The sequence below is a fragment of the Arthrobacter sp. 05N428_2 genome, assembly GCF_056397065.1.
The window spans coordinates 53689-69875 of the sequence record NZ_JBFTMR010000010.1; the positions used below are offsets into that span (position 1 = coordinate 53689).

Genomic DNA, 16187 nt, shown 5'->3' on the forward strand with positions numbered 1-16187 from the left:
GCCGGTAAGGAACTTTCGTGGGTTCAGTTATTAAGAAGCGTCGCAAGCGTATGGCCAAGAAGAAGCACCGCAAGCTGCTTCGCAAGACGCGCCACCAGCGTCGCAACAAGAAGTAGAACTACTTCACACAGCGTCAATGCCCGTTGCCTTCCCGGCGGCGGGCATTTTCTTTGTCCCGGAGCGGGCGCGCCGGCTGCGGGGCGGCTTTACGCCGCGGGGCCGCGGAAGCGGGAGAAGCCCCGCCACAAGCCGTAGATGGCCCCGCCGACGGTCGCGGCCTTGAGGCCCAGGGTTGCCGCCCGGCGTCCTGACCGGAAGTCGTAGACCGGCCAGTTGTGTTCGCGCGCGTGGCGGCGCAGCCGGGCGTCGGGGTTGATGGCCACCGGGTGCCCGACCATGCCGAGCAGTGGAATGTCATTGTGCGAGTCGCTGTAGGCCCAGCAGCGGTCCAGGTCCAGGCCTTCGGCCTCGGCTAAGCCGCGGACCGCCACGGCCTTGGCGGGCCCGTGCAGGATCTCGCCCACGAGCCGTCCGGTGTAGGCCCCGTCGTGGATCTCGCCGACCGTGCCGAGGGCGCCGGTGAGGCCGAGCCGGGTGGAAATCACGGTTGCCACCTCGATCGGGGTCGCCGTGACGAGCCAGACCCGGCGGCCCATGCGCAGGTGCTGTTCGGCCAGCGCCTTGGTGCCGGGCCAGATCCGCGACTCGATCATCTCGTCGTAGACCTCTTCGCCGAGCACTTCAATGTCCTTGACTGTCAGACCGGAGCCGAGGCTGAGGGCGGTGTCGCGGACGGCGTGGACGTCGTCGATGTTTTCGCCGCGGAGCACGAACATCAGCTGCTTCCAGGCGAAGCCGGCAGCCTGCGGAATGGTGAACGCCCCGCGCTGATGCATCTTGCGGGCCACATGGAAAAGGCTGGCGCCCCGCATGAGGGTGTTGTCGACGTCGAAGAAGGCGGCCTCGCCATGCTGCGGTGGCACATCCGGCCCCGTGGGGACAGCGACGATCTTCTCCTCGGGCATGCCACGAGTCTAGTCAATGCCAGCGGGCCGCATGCGCAGCAGGCACGCCGCCGCACCGCGTGGGAACCCCTGGGCCGCTTCGACGCGTGACGCAGGGCGGGGCTACCGTGGATCCATGGCCAAACCCGTGCTGCCCCCCGATGTAGTCCTGATTACCAAAGCCAACTGCCACCTGTGCGCGGACGCGCGCGACGCCGTCGGGCGCGTCACCGCAGCCCTGGGACTCGAGTGGTCCGAGCAGTCGATCGACGACGACGCCGGCCTGCGCGAGCGCTATGCCGAGGAAATTCCCGTGCTGCTGGTGGACGGCGTCCAGCGGGATTTCTGGCGGATCGATGAGGCGAGACTGGCCCGAACCTTGCGCCGCGCGCTGGGCCAGCAGGCCTGAGTGCTCCCTGAACCGGCGGCCGGTGCTCGCGCCCTCTGCTTTGTGGCACGAACTCCCGGGGCTCTAGAGTGGAGAAACAACGCGACGCAATGGAGCAGATAGTGACTTCGCTGGATTCATCACCCGATGCCCTGCCCGGGGGAGCCGGTTCTGCCGCCAAGCAGATCCCGCCCGCGGCCGTGGCCCGGCTGACCCTCTATCTGCGCGCCCTGACCGCACTGCTGGCCGAGGGCGTGGACCGCGTATCCTCCGAGTCGCTGGCCGAGGCCTGTGGCGTCAGCTCCTCCACCCTCCGCAAGGACCTCTCCTACGTGGGCTCCTACGGGACCCGGGGCGTGGGCTATGAAGTGCAGTACTTGAACCGTCACATTGCCGCGGCGCTGGGTCTGACCCATGACTGGAAGGTGGCGATCGTCGGCGCGGGCAACCTCGGCAAGGCGCTCGCCCGCTACGGCGGCTTTGAATCGCGGGGCTTTGACATCGTGGCCATTTTCGATGCCGACCAGATGGTGGTGGGCAGCGAGGTGGGCTGGCTGCGGGTGAGCGACGCCGCGGACCTCGAATCCGTGCTGCACCGCACCGGTGCCAACATGGCCGTTCTGGCGCTGCCGGCAGCGGTGGCGCAGGGCGTGTGCGACCGGGTGGTGGCCTCCGGTGTGCGCAGCATCCTGAGCTTCGCCCCGGTCCTGCTCCAGGTGCCGCCGGGCGTCAATCTGCGCAAGGTGGACATGGCCACCGAACTGCAGATTCTCGCCTATCACGCGCAAAGGGCGCAGGACCCGGACGACGCCGACTAGCTGTCGGCTGTTCCGGATCCCGCGCCCTGATACCCCGCCTGCGGCGGGTGCCTGGCCTAGCGGCCGTAGGGGTTCTGCGCGTATGGGTTGGCGAATGGCTGCTGCTTCCGAAAGTACGGGGACGTCGCCGGAAGGTACAACATCACGATGCCTGCAATGCCTGCCAGCACCGCAAGGGTTCCGATGCTGAGCGGGAGCAGGCTGAAGATAGATAGGACCGCGAAGACGGTGCCGAGGATCCGCGCCCAGTTTCTGCCCTTGCGGACGTTGATTGCCACGAGCGCGTAAAGGCCCGCGCTGATCACGGCGAACACCACGATGGTGCCGACCAAGAACGGCTTGACTTCGCTGAAGTTGACGTCAGCGCCGCTTGTCGCCATCTGGCGCTGGAACATGTCCCGCAAGGCCGGGGTGTCCAGACCCCCGATGGACAGGAGGAGAGAGAGCACCCATATTGCGCCGGAGGCCACGATGAGCCAGAACGCAATATTGACGAGCTTCGGCACGCCGCCGGGACCCTGCTGCTGACCGTAGGGCGACTGGCCGTAGGGGGACTGGGCGTACGGGGACTGGCCGTAGCCCGGCGCCTGCTGGCCGTACTGGGGAGCGTTCTGACCATATTGCGGAGCCTGCGCGGCATTCTGGCCGTACTGCGGGGCCGTCGGCTGCTGTCCGTAGCCCGGCGCCTGCTGCCCGTACTGGGGCGTGGTCTGACCATACTGCGGGGCCGTCGGCTGCTGTCCGTAGCCCGGCGCCTGCTGCCCGTACTGGGGTGCGTTCTGGCCGTACTGCGGAGCCTGCTTGCCCGACTCGGGTCCGTCCGGGCTGGAAGGCTCGACTGGCGGGTTACTCATGGCGGTCCTTTGCATTTCGGTGGCGGGATGGGTTACCGGGACCGGTGTCAGAACCCGCCCCAGCGTGGTTTAACTCCACCGTACCCCGGGGCCACTGAGGTTTGGGTCATTCCCCAGAGGTATTCTCGGCCAGCGCCCGCCGTCGTCGTGCGGTGCTGCAAGCAGGCCGCCGAAACGGCGAGAGCCGCTCCCACTTGGGGCCGCTCTCAAGTCCGGCGCGGACTACGCCCAGATGTACTCTTCGGCGATCGCCCCGTCCCTGGGATCGTTCTCTGATTCGGGGACTAGAACCGGCCCTTGAAGGCGTTGAACCACGACTGCGAGTTGGGCAGCCACATCAGGACGGTCGCGGCCACGCTGATCACAAAGCCGGGCCAGCTGCCGCCTCCCGCGATGCCCGTGCTGAAGGCTGCGAGGACCAGGCTCACGCCGGCGGCGATGGTTAAGGCGAATCGGGCCCATTCCCAGCCCTCCTTCATCTTCATCGCGAGCGTGACCTGGGCCCCCGCCAAGGCGAGCGCGATCAGAACCAGCAGCATTAGCAGGATGCCCGCCGGCGGTGACACCACGAAGAGGACCACGGCGCCGAAGAGCCCGATCACTCCGGCGAGAAGTCCCAGCAGGCCCCCAACCACCCAAACCCAATAGGAGATCTTCAGTTCCGGGGGCATCGACGGGAGTGTAAAGATTCCGGAATAGCCACCCGCCGGCCAGACTTCATGGAACGTGCGCGGCCGGTCGGCAGGCCACTCGAAGCGGAACCCGCCGGGCCGGCCGGGACCGCCTGACTCCTCCGACGCCCTGGCCGGACCCGGCTGTTCCGCACTGGCGGGTGGGACGTTTCCCGGCTGCGGGGGAGTGCCGCGTGGCTGTTCGGGCTTGGGGACGTCACCGGTGTTGCTCATGATTTTCACTTTAGACTGCGGGACCAGCGCTTCCTAGCAACCTCCCGCGGCGGTGCGGAGTCCGGCCAAACACCCCCCCGATGGAGCGCGCCGGATGCCGGACCGCCTAAGCAAGACACCCCGCTCCATCCAGGGATGGAGCGGGGTGTCTGAAGCGTCTCCGACGGTGGCCGGAACAGCCTGTCCGCCCTCAGGGGGCGGCACGGACTACGCTGCGGGGGCGATGAAGGCCAGTTCGAGGTTGATGGCAACCTTGTCGCTGACCAGCACGCCACCGGCGTCGAGGATAGCGTTCCAGGTCAGGCCGAAGTCCTTGCGGCTGATGGTGGTTTCGGCGGTCAGGCCGGCGCGGGTGTTGCCGAACGGGTCAACGGCCACGCCGTTGAGCTCGGTCTCCAGGGCCACCGGGCGGGTGACACCCTTGATGGTCAGTTCACCCACCAGTTCGTAGGCGTCGCCCTTGGGGACAATGGCGCTCGAGACGAAGGAGATTTCCGGGAACTTCTCGACGTCAAAGAAGTCCTCGCCGCGGACGTGGCCGTCGCGGTTGGCATCGCCGGAATCGAAGCTCGCCGTCTTGATGGTGGCGTTCACCTTCGAGTCACTGACGTTTTCGGCGAGGTCCAGGGTTGCGTCGGCCTCCTTGAACTGGCCGCGGACCTTGCTGATGCCTGCGTGACGGACGCTGAAGCCGATTTCGCTGTGCGAGGGGTCGAGGGTCCAGGTGCCGGTGGTGAGGTTGGCGGGAAGTGCCATGGGGTTCTCCTTGGGTCGGGTGGGTGGTGCACAAGTTCTACTGAGCGTGGGTCGAAGCCCTATTTATTGAAGCCTCAACTAACCGCTTCACCCAGTATAAACATGCATTTGCATCTTTTATTCCGGCGTTGGGGAACATTTCTTCAAAAGTTTGAGTTCTACTTCTCGTAGAAGATTTCGCCATTGCGCCTGCCCTTTGAGAAACTGGTACACATGCCCCAAGCCACTGTTCATTTGCTCCGCCACGGCGAGGTCCACAACCCCGAGGGTGTCCTGTATGGCAGGCTGCCGGAGTTCCACCTCTCCGAACTGGGCCAGGAGATGGCCCGGACGCTGGCAGAGCACTTCAGCGAACGTGCCGCGCAGGGTGCCAAGATCGTGCATCTCGTAGCCTCCCCGTTGACCCGCGCGCAGGAAACCGCCCAGCCGATCTCGCAGGCCCTCAACCTTGACATCGTCACGGAGGAGCGGATCATCGAGGCTGCCAACTACTTCGAGGGCCTCCACGTCTCCAAGGCCGAACTCCTGAGGCCGAAGCACTGGCCGATGCTGCGCAATCCGCTCCGGCCGTCCTGGGGCGAGCCGTACCGGGAGCAGGCCGCGCGGGTGACCGCGGCCGTGCAGGATGCGCGGCTGCGGGCCATCGAACTCGGCGGCGACGGCGCAGAGGCCATCCTGGTCAGCCACCAGCTGCCCATTTGGGCCGCCCGGCTCAGCGCCGAGGGCCGGCCGTTGTGGCACGACCCGCGGAAGCGCGAATGCACGCTCACCTCCGTGACATCGCTCGTGTTCGACGACGCCGGGACGCTGCTGCGCGTGGACTACAGCGAGCCTGCCTCCGCCCTCCTGCCCGGTGCGTCCAGCACCCCCGGGGCCTGAGCATGTTGGGAAACGACCCGCGGCTGACCCGCCGCAGCCTCCTCACCGCCGGCGGCGGGGCGCTGGCCCTCGTGCTGGGGCTCTCCGGCTGCGCCCAGGAGGACGCCCTGGCCAAGCAGGCCAAGGCGGGTGACAACAAGAACTACGTCGCGGGTGACGGCTCGGTGACCGAATTCGCCGTCGCCGACCGGAAAAAGCCGGTGGACATCAAGGGGACGTTGTTCGACGGTACCGCCGTCACGGCGTCGGCCTTTCCGGGCAAGGTCACGGTACTCAACTTCTGGTTCGCCGCCTGTGCCCCGTGCCGGGTGGAGGCGCCGTCGCTCGAATCGCTGCACCAGGAGTTCAAGGGCCACGGCGTGCAGTTTTACGGCGTCAATCTGCGCGATGAGAAGCCGACGGCGGAAGCGTTCGACAAGACCTTCAACCTGACGTATCCGAGCTTCAACGACAAGGATGGGGCGGTCCTGCTGGCCGTGTCCGGACTCGTTCCGCCCGGCGCTGTCCCCACCACACTGGTGCTCGACAAGCAGGGCCGGGTCGCGTCCCGGGTGCTCGGCGAAATCCAGAAGGGCACCCTCAAGTCCCTCATCGCCGCCGCCGTGGCCGAGTGATCGAGTAGATGACCCCGTGAACAGCCCCTTCGCCGAAGCGATCCTGAGCGGATCGCTGCTGCTCGCCATCCCGGTGGCGCTCTTGGCCGGCCTCGTCTCCTTCCTCTCGCCCTGCGTGCTGCCGCTGGTGCCCGGCTACCTCGGCTACGTGACCGGGCTGACCGGCGTCGACCTGCAAAAACAGAAGCGCGGCCGGATGCTCGCCGGAATCGGGCTGTTCGTACTCGGCTTCTCGGTGATCTTCGTCCTCCTCGGCGGCGCTTTCGGCCAGCTGGGAACGCTGATCACCGGCTCGCAGAACGCGTGGATCACGCAGCTCCTGGGCCTGCTGGTGATTGTGATGGGCGTGGTCTTCATGGGCGGCTTCGGCTGGCTGCAGCGCGACGCCAAGATCCAGGCCAAGCCGCCGGCCGGGCTGTGGGGAGCGCCGCTGCTGGGCATTACGTTCGGCCTGGGCTGGGCGCCGTGCATCGGCCCCACCTATTCGGCCGTCCAGCTGCTGAGCCTGTCCGGCGGTTCCTCCGCGGCGAAGGGCGCCCTCCTGGCCTTCGTGTATAGCCTTGGGTTGGGCATTCCGTTCCTGCTGATCGCCCTGGCCATGCGCCGCGGCGTGGGCGTGCTGTCCTTCTTCCGCAAGCACCGGCTCGCCATCCAGCGCACCGGTGGCGGCATCCTGATCGTGCTCGGCGTGCTGATGGCCAGCGGCGTATGGGGGGCCTGGGTTTCCGGGCTGCAGTACTGGTTCCAAACCGATGTGACATTGCCGATCTGATGAGCGAGCGAGTGAACGTAAAGAAGAAATCCCCGGCCCCCGGCACGCCCGAAGCCGGTACGCCTGAACCCGGCACGCCTGAACCCGGCAGCAGCCCCGCCGGGGCCGTTTCCGCGGCCAAGGCCGGCGCCGTCCTCCCCGCGCTTGGTCCGCTGGGCATGCTCCGCTGGGCATGGACGCAGCTGACCAGCATGCGCACCGCGCTGTTCCTGCTGCTGCTGCTGGCCGTCGCCGCCGTGCCCGGATCGCTGTTCCCGCAGCGGCCGACCAACCCCGCGATCGTCACGCAGTACATCAAGGACCACCCGGACTACGGCAAGATCCTGGACTCGCTGCAGCTTTACGACGTGTACTCCTCAGCGTGGTTCTCCGCCATCTACATCCTGCTGTTCATCTCGCTGATCGGCTGCGTGGTGCCCCGCGCCATCGCGCACTACAAGGCCCTGCGTTCCCAACCCCCGCGGACCCCTGCCCGGCTGTCCCGGCTGCCCGAATACGGCACCCTGGTTATCCCCGCCGACGCCGGGATCCCGGCGTCGGGCGCCATTGATGACGCCGCCGCGCTGCTGAAGAAGCGCGGCTACCGCGTTGAGGTCCGGGACCACGACGGCGCGCGGCCGTCGCTCGGAGCGGAGCGCGGCCTCTTCAAGGAGGTCGGCAACCTTGTCTTCCACACCGCCCTGATCGGCGTGCTGGTATCCGTCGCGGCCGGCGTCCTGTTCGGCTACAGCGGGCAACGGATCCTGGTCGAGGGGGACACCTTCGTGAACACCCTGGTGGGCTACGACCAGTTCAGCCCAGGCACAAATTTCCAGAGTAGCCAGTTGCAGCCCTACTCCATCCAGCTGGACAAGTTCCAGATCACCTTTGACCGCGAATCCAAGGGCAAGTTCGGCCAGCCGATCGACTTCACGGCCAACGTGACCACCAAAGAGAACCCGGACGCGCCCGCCAAGCAGGAGGTGCTGAAGGTCAACGATCCGCTCAGTCTGGGCGGCACCAGCATCTACCTCACCGGCAACGGTTACGCCCCGGTGGTCACGGTGCGCGATGGCGCCGGCAACGTCGCCATGCAGGGCCCGGTCGTGGCCAAGCTGCAGGGCGACAACTACTACTCCTCGGTGGTCATCAAGGTCCCCGATGCCAAACCGGAGCAGCTCGCCTTCGCCGGCTTCTTCCTGCCCACCGCGTTCGTCACGCCGGAAGGTGTTTCCTTCAGCGGCGATCCCGACCTGTTCAACCCGCAGCTGACGCTGAATTCCTACTACGGCGACCTCGGATTGAACAGCGGCTCCCCGCAGAACGTTTTCGAACTCGACGTCAAGAAGCTGACGCCGCTGAACGCGCGCAACCTGCCCACCAAAGGCATCGTGCTGACCCCCGGCGCCACGCAGACCCTCCCGGACGGCAAGGGCACCATCACGTTCGACGGCGTGAAGCGCTACGTCGGCGTCGACATCCACCACAACCCGGGCCAGGCTTACGCGCTGTTCTTCGCGCTGCTCGCCGTCGCCGGGCTCGTCACCTCGCTCTACGTCAACCGTCGCCGCGTCTGGGTCCGCACCGGAACCCACGCGGATGGCCGGACCATGGTCGAGTACGGCCTCCTGGCCCGCGGCGAGGACCACCGGCTCGCCGGGGAAGCGGCCGCGGTCCGCGCCCTGCTGGCGGCCGCCTGGCCGCTGGACGACGCCGATTCCCAGCCCGCTCCCAGCGCCAAGGCGGATAATGGCCGCGCGGAGACCGGCGCAAACGGTCCCGCGGGCACCGCGACGTCACTGGAACACCCCACAGCAGACTCCATCCAGTCCATAGCAGGCTCGCCTGCGTCAAAGAAGGATCAGTAATGCCGATGATCAACGAAACCATGGGCCAGTACAGCGAGCTCTTCATGCTGCTCGCCGCCGGTACCTACACGGTGGCCTTCATCGCGTTCGCCTGGGACCTGGCCAAGAGCAGCAAAACCCTGCGCGCGGTGGACCTGAAGGCGGCGGAACTGTCCGGCGCCGAGGTGGCCCGGGTCCCGGTGGGCGCCGGCGTCGGGGCTTCCTCCGCAGCCGTTGACCGTGCCGACTCCGACGTTAGCGGCCCGGCCGGGCGCGCCGAGCGTCCGACGTCGTCCGCGGCGCGCAGCGACGGAGCCGGGCAGACCGCCGACGGCGCCATGCGCTACTCCGCCGAACGGCGCGTTCCGGCCCGGGTGGCCGTCGCCCTGACGGTGCTGGGTGTCGCGATCCACGCCGCGGGCGTCATCACCAGGGCCCTCGGCGCAGGCCGGGTGCCGTGGGGCAACATGTACGAGTTCCTGACCACCGGCGCGTTCGTTGCCGTGGCGGTCTTCCTTCTGGTCCTCATCCGCCGCGACCTGCGCTTCCTGGGCACCTTCGTGGTGGGCCTCGCGATCATTATGCTCGTTGCAGCCTCGGTAGCGTACTGGACGCCGGTGGGGCACCTCGTCCCGGCGCTGCAGAGCTACTGGCTGGTCATCCACGTCTCCATCGCAGTGCTGTCCTCCGCCCTCTTCACCCTGACGTTCGCAATGTCCGCGCTGCAGCTGGTCCAGTCGCACCGGCAGAAGACCATTGCCGCCGGCGGGGCCGACAAACTGGGCTTCATGCGCCTCGTGCCCAACGCCCTGAGCCTGGAAAACCTGTCCTACCGGATTAACGCGATCGCGTTCGTCGGCTGGACCTTCACGTTGATGTTCGGTGCCATCTGGGCCGAGAAGGCCTGGGGCCGGTTCTGGGGCTGGGACACCAAGGAAGTCTGGACCTTCGTGATCTGGGTGGTCTACGCCGGTTACCTGCACGCCCGTGCCACCCGCGGCTGGACCGGAACCCGTGCCGCCTGGCTCTCGATCGTGGGCTACCTGTGCGTGGTCTTCAACTTCACCATCGTGAACCAGTTCTTCAACGGACTGCACTCCTACTCGGGACTTTAGGGCGCCGGGGAGTCCCGGGGTTCACGGACCCCGCTGGGCTAGCCGGAGGGCCGCTGCGCTACGTGCGCGGCGGCCCTTCCGTGTTTGGGCGGCATCGTAGGGAGGGCATCCGCTTTGAGCTCCGGCCGGTTTCCCCATTTTTTGGCCTCCAATTTGCCAAAGATGGGCGCTATGTTCCACGGAGAGCGGCCATTCCTGTCAGACGGGCGCCCGGTTGGGCCGAATCGCACAGTACTTCCCCGCCAGGTCATCAGGTGGCCGCCCTGCGCCTGAGCCCCAGACGAGGTACGGGCAACTAGTTGCCCGTACCTCGTCCGAGCTCACCGGGCCCGACTCCGGTAGATGGCCCGTCCCCCGTCCAAGCGCTGCCCGTGCCTACCCGTCGACTTGCCACAGTCGGCCGCTGAGCCGGCGGCTTAGCGGCCATTGCTGTCAAGTGGGCTCCCGGTTCCGGCGCCATGGCAAAGTACTTTCCGGCCAGGACATCAAGGTGCCCGTCCTGCGCCTGAGCGCTAGGCGCGATATTCGAGGGCCGGGCGCAGCCGGGCGGCAGCCAGCCCCGGATGCAGCCTACGTCGTCGACTTGCCACAGTCGGTCGCTGAGCGGGCGGCTTAGCGGCCGTTCCTGTCCGATAGGCGCCGGCCAGAATCAGCCACGGGGCCGGTAGGCCCCGGACCGGGGTCGGGTGACCAGCCGCGTTCCATCAAGGCTGCCCGCACCCGGGTAACTGCAGCCGGCTCCATCCCGAGAGCGAACGGGGTCAAATGCCACTGGGTCAAGACGACGACCCGCCACCCGGCATCCCTGGCGTTCTCATCCCGGAAGAGGTCGCCGCGAGGCTGGGCAGCACTGGCATGATGTCCGCCGTCGTACTGGATGGCGACCTTTTCTTTCTCATAGGAAAGGTCCGGATCCTGGATCCAGCCCCCGGTCTCGTCGAACATCGGGACGTTGATTCCGGGTTCTGGTAGGCCGTACCGAATCAGGAGCAGCCGGAGTTCGGTCTCCTTCGGGGAGTCCGTGCCGGGGCGCAGCAGAGCTCGGGCACGCATAGCCCGACGGTAGCCGGGTCTGCCTCGCTTCCCTTCTAGATACGCATCCAACCCGCTGCTCGTTGTTAGTGGGCGTCTCCGACCCAGTAAGAAGTCGCCGGCGATCACCAAGTCATCGAGGCTGAGCATACCGGCGAGGTCGAACCACGTCCGCACCGGGGAGGTGCAGCGCACTCTGGTGCCCGCCACGACCTCCTCAGGTTCGAGAGACTGCTGATGGCCCAGAACGTTCTTGCGTCGCACAGCGCGATGGCCAGGCATAGTCGTCAGATGCACGACGGCCTCGGCCGCGAGGGAAGCAGGCAGCGGGAATCCCCACAACACAGCCGCGGACAGATGGCTCACGACTGCGCCGGTGGCAGCAGCCAGGGAATGAGCGCGTTCCAGCAAGCTATTGCGGGTGCCGGCCGTCGCGCGCCCACCGTAGCAGAAGCTGACGAGATCACGGGCCCGGGTTCGACGTCGGCTCAGGCCTGCCATGCGGGCCTCGGCCACGGTGAACGGCCTGTTTTGGAGCTGAGGGGGAAGCTCACTGGGTTGGCGCATGAATGAATTCTGCGCCTGACTGGCGCGGGCCAGGGCGTTATCCACAGGGCGGCAGCGTGTGGGGGAGGAGTTGCGGCTCGTGGGCCCGTATCCTCGCGAGCTGCGGCTGCCCAACGTGGCCGAGAGACGGTCCACCACACTCGGCGTGGCAGCGATTTGCCAGAGATGGCCGCTTCGACGATCTACATTCCGGCCCTTCTTGGCAAACGGCCGAGGGTCGCTGCCCGTGCGCCACGTGCCGGTCCAAGATAGTGAGGCAGGGGCGGCTCGGGCGGGGCTAGCGCCGGCCGGGCCAGTATGCCCGTTTCGTGGGGCCGTTGGCGCAGGGAAGCCGCGATTTGCCAGAGATGGCCGCTTCGACGACCTACATTCCGGCCCTTTTTGGCAAACGGCCGCGGGTGGCTGCCCGTGCGGAATCGCCGACCGCGCGTGAGGGCCGCCAGCATCCGGCCGAGGGTGGTTGCCTGAGTGGAACCGCCGACCACACGGGGACGCGATGTCTGGCAAGCGGCAGGAGAGGTGCAGGAGGACAATTGCCTGACCGGAAGGACCGAGCCGGCAAGGATCTTGCGGGTCTACTTAACCTCGTCGGTGCCCTGCGCCGAGTCGCCGCTGCCGTGGGTTTCGCCGGCGTCCGGGCCCGGGGAGTCGTCAGTGCCGTTTCGAAGCTCGCGTTCCTTGGCCTCCAGCTCGTCCCGAAGCTTTTTGAGCCTGTCGGCCTCCGCCTGGTTCCGCTGGCGCCGCGCAAGGTTGCGGAGGAATTCAGGGTCATCGTCCGGGGCTGTCGGGTGCCGGTAGGTAGCAGGGGCGGCTTCCGCTCCGCCGCCGCGCGGGCGCCCTATGAGGAACCACAGGACGGCTCCGATCACCGGGAGGACGATTTGCACCACGATCCAGGCCGGCTTGGAAATGCCCTTGGTCTGGCGTGAGTCAGTCCGGATCAGGTCGATCAATCCGTAGACAAATACGACTAACACGAGGATTGGTACCACAACACGGAGCATAGCTTCAGTTTAGCCTCCGCGGGGGTTTCCGGCGCCTGGCCCCAGGTCGCCGGCCGAGATCGCACGGTGCCTGGCCAGCGGCGTCCGCACCGCGGGGTGCCTGGCCAGCGGCGTCCGCACCGCCGCGGCGCCCGCACCGCCAGCGGCGCCCGCACGGCCGGGGAAGCCGCGGCGGCCCCGGGGCGGCTAAACTGGGGACGTGGCCTTCTTGAAATACTCCCTGATCCGTCTGGCGCTGTTCCTGCCGTTGTTCGCGCTGTTTGTCTATCTGCAGCTGGGCTGGCTGCTGGCCGCTCTCTGCGCCGGCATGATGGCGTTCGCGATCAGCTTCCTGTTCTTCCAGCGGCAGCGCGACGCGGCCACCGCCTCGATCCACACCCGCTTCTCCGGTCAGGCCAAGCCGCTGCGCAGCGCCGGGGAGGTCGACGACGCCGACGCCGAGGATCGGCTCGTGGACGAGCATCCGGACGTTACCGTACGCACCGACAGCCGTCCGAAGAAGCCCAGCGACTCCTAGGCCCGACAGTCCCTGTTAGGCCCGACTGGCCCCGACAGGCCCGTCTGTGCCAGGCCCCACGCGCGGACCCGCCCTAGAACCCGCGGCTCAGCACCAGGCCGAGCGAGAACAGCACGGCGTAGCCGAGGTTGATCAGTCCGGTCTGCTTCAGCACCGGGATCAGGCTCTTGCGGCGTCCGGCAATCATCAGCCAGGACGGCATCAGGCTGGCCGGGATGAGCAGCAGCACAATCAGCATCCAGGGCCGGGCCGGTGCCAGCACGATGACCAGCAGGATCGCGACCGCGAGCATCAGCACGTAGCTTTCCCTTGCGTGCTTGTCACCGAGCCGTACGGCCAGGGTCTTCTTGCCCGCGACCCGGTCGGTGGGGATGTCCCGGACGTTATTGGCCATCAGCAGGGCACAGGCGATCAATCCCGTGCCGATCGCACCGATGATGGCCTCGGGGCTGAGCCGCCCGGCCTGCGTGAACGTAGTGCCCAGTGTCGCCACCAGCCCAAAGAAGACAAACACGAACAAGTCACCCAGCCCGAGGTAGCCGTAGGGGTTCTTTCCGCCGGTGTAGCCCCACGCGGCGAAAACGCAGCCCACGCCCACGAGGATCAGCCACCACGCCTGGGTGATGATGACCAGCGCCAAGCCGAACAGCATCGCCAGGCCGAACGCGGCGAAGGCAGCCCGCTTGACGTGCTCCGGCTTCGCCACGCCGGAGCCGACCAGCCGGAGCGGGCCCACCCGGTCCTCGTCGGTGCCCCGGATGCCGTCGGAGTAGTCGTTGGCGTAATTCACCCCCAGCTGGAGCAGCAGGGCCACCATGGCGGCAAGCAACGCGTTGACGGGACGGAACGCATCCATCGCATAGGCGGCTCCGGACCCGATCAGGACCGGCGCGATCGCGGCCGGCAGGGTGCGCAGACGGGCGCCTTGGATCCATTGTGCGGCTGTGGCCACGTTCAGTACCTCGTTGATTCGGTGAAGATCTGGTCGGTCAGACTTGCTTGATGCTTTTCTATTTTCCCTGATGCAGGGCGTCGAGCAGAACGGTCATGCTCAGTCGGTCCGGCTTGCCGTTGGGCAGCATGATCAGTTCGGCGGCCGCGAGGACGGTTTTCGGCGCCAGCAGTCCCAGCGCATCTTGCCGCCGGGCGGTGAAGCCCCGGATGCCGGCGGGCGAGCTGTCTTCCACCGCCACATAGGCGGCGATGGCCTGCCCCCACTCGGCTGACGGCACGCCGGCCACAAACGCGGCCCGGACGCCGTCGAGCTTCTCCAGCTCCGCCTGCACGTGCGCGGCGGAGACCTTGACGCCGCCGGTGATCACGACGTCGTCCGCCCGGCCCAGCACGGTGAGCCGCCCGTCTTCGCCCAGTTCGCCGAGATCACTGGTGCGGTACCAGCGGACCCCGTCCTCCTCGACAAAGGCCGCCGCCGTGAGCGCGGGCTCGTCAAGGTAGCCGGCGGCGATGGTGGCACCGCCGAGCAGGACCCGGCCGTCGGCCGCGATCTTGACCTCGACGCCGTCCAGTGGCACGCCGTCGTACACGCACCCGCCGCAGGTTTCGGCGGAACCGTAGGTGGTGACCACCCGGACGCCGGCATCCCGGGCCGCCGCGAGCAGCCCGGCCGGCGCGGGGGCGCCCCCCAACAGGATCGCGTTGAAGCGCCGGAGCACGGCCAGCGTGTCCGCGGAGGGTTCTTCCAGCAGCCGTTGCAGCTGCGTGGGAACCAATGAAGTGAGGCGGACCTTGTCGGTCAGCTCCAGCGCGGCAGCCGTGAAGGCCTCCGGGGTGAACCCGCCGGAGAGGTCCATCGCCCACGGCCGGGTGCCGGCGAAAAGCGAACGGACCAGCACCTGCACGCCGGCCACAAACTGCACCGGGAGCGCCAGCAGCCACTGGCCTTCACCCTTGAGCGCCATTGCCGTCGCCATCGAGGACGCCGCCAACGCTTCGGTCGTGAGGACGGTGGCCTTCGGCGTTCCGGTGGAGCCGGACGTCCGCACCACCACGGCGGCATCCTCGATTCCCGGTGTCTCCACCAGGTGGACGACAGGGGAGCCGTCCGCGGCCGCCGACAGTTCGACGGCGGGACCGTCGCCGCGGAGGGCGGCGGCGAGGGCTGAGAGGGCGGGTTCGATGTGTGCGGCTCCGGCAGTCATTGGCAACCTCAGAAGTAGTACGGGAACTTGGACCAGTCTGGATCCCGTTTTTCCAGGAAGGCTTCCTTGCCCTCCACCGCCTCGTCCGTCATGTAGGCCAGCCGCGTCGCCTCGCCGGCGAACACCTGCTGCCCGGCCAGGCCGTCGTCGGCGAGGTTGAAGGCGAACTTGAGCATCCGGATGGCCTGCGGCGACTGCCGGGCAATGTCCGCGGCATATTCCAGGGCCACCTCTTCGAGCCGCTCGTGGTCCACGGCCTCGTTCACGGCGCCCAACCGGACCATGTCTTCGGCGGAATATTCGCGGGCCAGGAAGAAGATCGCGCGGGCGGACTTCTGGCCGATCTGGCGGGCCAGCAGGGCCGAGCCGTAGCCGGCATCGAAACTGCCCACGGTCGCGTCGGTCTGCTTGAACTTACCGTGCTGCCGCGACGCGATGGTCAGATCGGAGACCACGTGCAGCGAGTGCCCGCCGCCTGCGGCCCAGCCGTTCACGACGGCGATGACCACCTTGGGCATGGTCCGCATCAGCCGCTGGACCTCGAGGATGTGCAGCCGCCCGGCGCGGGCGGGGTCGATGGTCTCCTTCGTTTCGCCCTCCGCATAGCGGTAGCCGTCCCGGCCGCGGATCCGCTGGTCGCCGCCGGAGCAGAACGAGTGGCCGCCGTCCTTGGCGGAGGGGCCGTTGCCGGTGAGCAGGACGGTGGCAACATCGGGGGTCATCCGGGCGTGGTCCATGGCCCGGTAGAGCTCGTCCACGGTGCCGGGCCGGAAGGCGTTGCGCACCTCCGGCCGGTTGAAAGCGATCCGGACGGCGGGCAGGTCCCGCACCACCGAGCCGTCCGCGGCGCGCTCGACCTGCCGGTGGTACGTCATGTCCTGGAAGTCGTCGAAGCCGGACACGGTGCGCCAGCGGGAGGGGTCAAAGACGTCGGATACCTTGGCGGGGATTTCGTTGCTCACAGTCCGAGTCTAGTA

At 67.6% G+C, this 16187-nt stretch carries 18 protein-coding genes; 9 read left to right on the top strand and 9 right to left on the bottom strand.

Annotation, left to right across the window (positions count from 1 at the left end; translation table 11 throughout):
• Nucleotides 1-17 precede the first annotated feature (17 nt).
• A complete protein-coding gene (locus tag AC1DGI_RS12470; protein WP_003792170.1) occupies nucleotides 18-116 on the top strand; it encodes a 30S ribosomal protein bS22 in 99 nt (32 codons plus the stop codon).
• Nucleotides 117-206: 90 nt separating this feature from the next.
• Here AC1DGI_RS12470 and AC1DGI_RS12475 read toward each other — a convergent pair whose 3' ends face one another.
• Nucleotides 207-1025 (bottom strand): HAD family hydrolase, encoded by an 819-nt coding sequence (locus tag AC1DGI_RS12475; RefSeq protein ID WP_476899068.1) that lies wholly within the window; start codon nucleotides 1023-1025, stop codon nucleotides 207-209.
• A gap of 115 nt (nucleotides 1026-1140) precedes the next feature.
• On the opposite strand from AC1DGI_RS12475, the gene AC1DGI_RS12480 reads away from it, so the two are divergent.
• Nucleotides 1141-1413 carry a glutaredoxin family protein gene (locus tag AC1DGI_RS12480; RefSeq protein WP_441403165.1) on the top strand — a complete coding sequence of 91 codons (273 nt, stop codon included), beginning with the start codon at nucleotides 1141-1143 and terminating at the stop codon, nucleotides 1411-1413.
• Nucleotides 1414-1514: 101 nt separating this feature from the next.
• Nucleotides 1515-2210 carry a redox-sensing transcriptional repressor Rex gene (locus AC1DGI_RS12485; RefSeq protein ID WP_441403166.1) on the top strand — a complete coding sequence of 232 codons (696 nt, stop codon included), beginning with the start codon at nucleotides 1515-1517 and terminating at the stop codon, nucleotides 2208-2210.
• Nucleotides 2211-2266: 56 nt separating this feature from the next.
• Here AC1DGI_RS12485 and AC1DGI_RS12490 read toward each other — a convergent pair whose 3' ends face one another.
• From AC1DGI_RS12490 to AC1DGI_RS12500, 3 genes are all read right to left on the bottom strand, one after another.
• Nucleotides 2267-3064, bottom strand: coding sequence for a hypothetical protein (locus AC1DGI_RS12490; protein ID WP_476899069.1), 798 nt, complete (start codon nucleotides 3062-3064; stop codon nucleotides 2267-2269).
• 284 nt (nucleotides 3065-3348) lie between these two features.
• Nucleotides 3349-3735 (bottom strand): hypothetical protein, encoded by a 387-nt coding sequence (locus tag AC1DGI_RS12495; RefSeq protein ID WP_441400987.1) that lies wholly within the window; start codon nucleotides 3733-3735, stop codon nucleotides 3349-3351.
• A gap of 441 nt (nucleotides 3736-4176) precedes the next feature.
• On the bottom strand, nucleotides 4177-4725 hold the full coding sequence (locus AC1DGI_RS12500; protein WP_441400985.1) for a YceI family protein: 549 nt from the start codon (nucleotides 4723-4725) through the stop codon (nucleotides 4177-4179).
• Between the two features lie 213 nt (nucleotides 4726-4938).
• Between AC1DGI_RS12500 and AC1DGI_RS12505 the strand changes: the two genes are divergently transcribed.
• The 5 genes from AC1DGI_RS12505 to ccsB are packed head-to-tail and all read left to right on the top strand — an operon-like array spanning nucleotide 4939 to nucleotide 9931.
• Nucleotides 4939-5604 (top strand): histidine phosphatase family protein, encoded by a 666-nt coding sequence (locus AC1DGI_RS12505; protein ID WP_441400983.1) that lies wholly within the window; start codon nucleotides 4939-4941, stop codon nucleotides 5602-5604.
• Between the two features lie 2 nt (nucleotides 5605-5606).
• Nucleotides 5607-6218, top strand: coding sequence for a TlpA family protein disulfide reductase (locus AC1DGI_RS12510; protein ID WP_476899070.1), 612 nt, complete (start codon nucleotides 5607-5609; stop codon nucleotides 6216-6218).
• 16 nt (nucleotides 6219-6234) lie between these two features.
• Nucleotides 6235-6990: a cytochrome c biogenesis CcdA family protein gene (locus AC1DGI_RS12515; protein ID WP_441400979.1), complete on the top strand. Its 756-nt coding sequence runs from the start codon at nucleotides 6235-6237 to the stop codon at nucleotides 6988-6990.
• Complete coding sequence (resB, locus tag AC1DGI_RS12520; RefSeq protein ID WP_476899071.1) at nucleotides 6990-8837, top strand: cytochrome c biogenesis protein ResB; 1848 nt, start codon at nucleotides 6990-6992, stop codon at nucleotides 8835-8837. The genes AC1DGI_RS12515 and resB overlap by 1 nt, the downstream gene beginning before the upstream one ends.
• On the top strand, nucleotides 8837-9931 hold the full coding sequence (gene ccsB / locus AC1DGI_RS12525; RefSeq protein ID WP_476899072.1) for a c-type cytochrome biogenesis protein CcsB: 1095 nt from the start codon (nucleotides 8837-8839) through the stop codon (nucleotides 9929-9931). The genes resB and ccsB overlap by 1 nt, the downstream gene beginning before the upstream one ends.
• Nucleotides 9932-10543: 612 nt before the next feature.
• Here the strand turns inward: ccsB and AC1DGI_RS12530 are convergent.
• Both AC1DGI_RS12530 and AC1DGI_RS12535 read right to left on the bottom strand, forming a co-directional pair.
• Nucleotides 10544-10984: a hypothetical protein gene (locus AC1DGI_RS12530; protein ID WP_476899073.1), complete on the bottom strand. Its 441-nt coding sequence runs from the start codon at nucleotides 10982-10984 to the stop codon at nucleotides 10544-10546.
• A 1121-nt stretch (nucleotides 10985-12105) separates the two neighbouring features.
• Entirely contained in the window at nucleotides 12106-12534 is a 429-nt protein-coding gene (locus tag AC1DGI_RS12535) for a PLD nuclease N-terminal domain-containing protein (protein ID WP_441400153.1), read from the bottom strand.
• 199 nt (nucleotides 12535-12733) lie between these two features.
• Here AC1DGI_RS12535 and AC1DGI_RS12540 point away from each other — a divergent pair, with 199 nt between their 5' ends.
• Nucleotides 12734-13051: a DUF4229 domain-containing protein gene (locus AC1DGI_RS12540; protein WP_441400151.1), complete on the top strand. Its 318-nt coding sequence runs from the start codon at nucleotides 12734-12736 to the stop codon at nucleotides 13049-13051.
• A gap of 73 nt (nucleotides 13052-13124) precedes the next feature.
• On the opposite strand, the gene AC1DGI_RS12545 is transcribed toward AC1DGI_RS12540, so the two are convergent.
• The 3 genes from AC1DGI_RS12545 to AC1DGI_RS12555 are packed head-to-tail and all read right to left on the bottom strand — an operon-like array spanning nucleotide 13125 to nucleotide 16172.
• Nucleotides 13125-14003, bottom strand: coding sequence for a 1,4-dihydroxy-2-naphthoate polyprenyltransferase (locus AC1DGI_RS12545; RefSeq protein ID WP_476899074.1), 879 nt, complete (start codon nucleotides 14001-14003; stop codon nucleotides 13125-13127).
• A 58-nt stretch (nucleotides 14004-14061) separates the two neighbouring features.
• Nucleotides 14062-15210, bottom strand: coding sequence for an AMP-binding protein (locus tag AC1DGI_RS12550; RefSeq protein WP_476899075.1), 1149 nt, complete (start codon nucleotides 15208-15210; stop codon nucleotides 14062-14064).
• Between the two features lie 8 nt (nucleotides 15211-15218).
• Nucleotides 15219-16172, bottom strand: a complete 954-nt coding sequence (locus AC1DGI_RS12555) for a 1,4-dihydroxy-2-naphthoyl-CoA synthase (RefSeq protein ID WP_476899076.1) — start codon at nucleotides 16170-16172, stop codon at nucleotides 15219-15221.
• Between the last annotated feature and the right edge of the window lie 15 nt (nucleotides 16173-16187).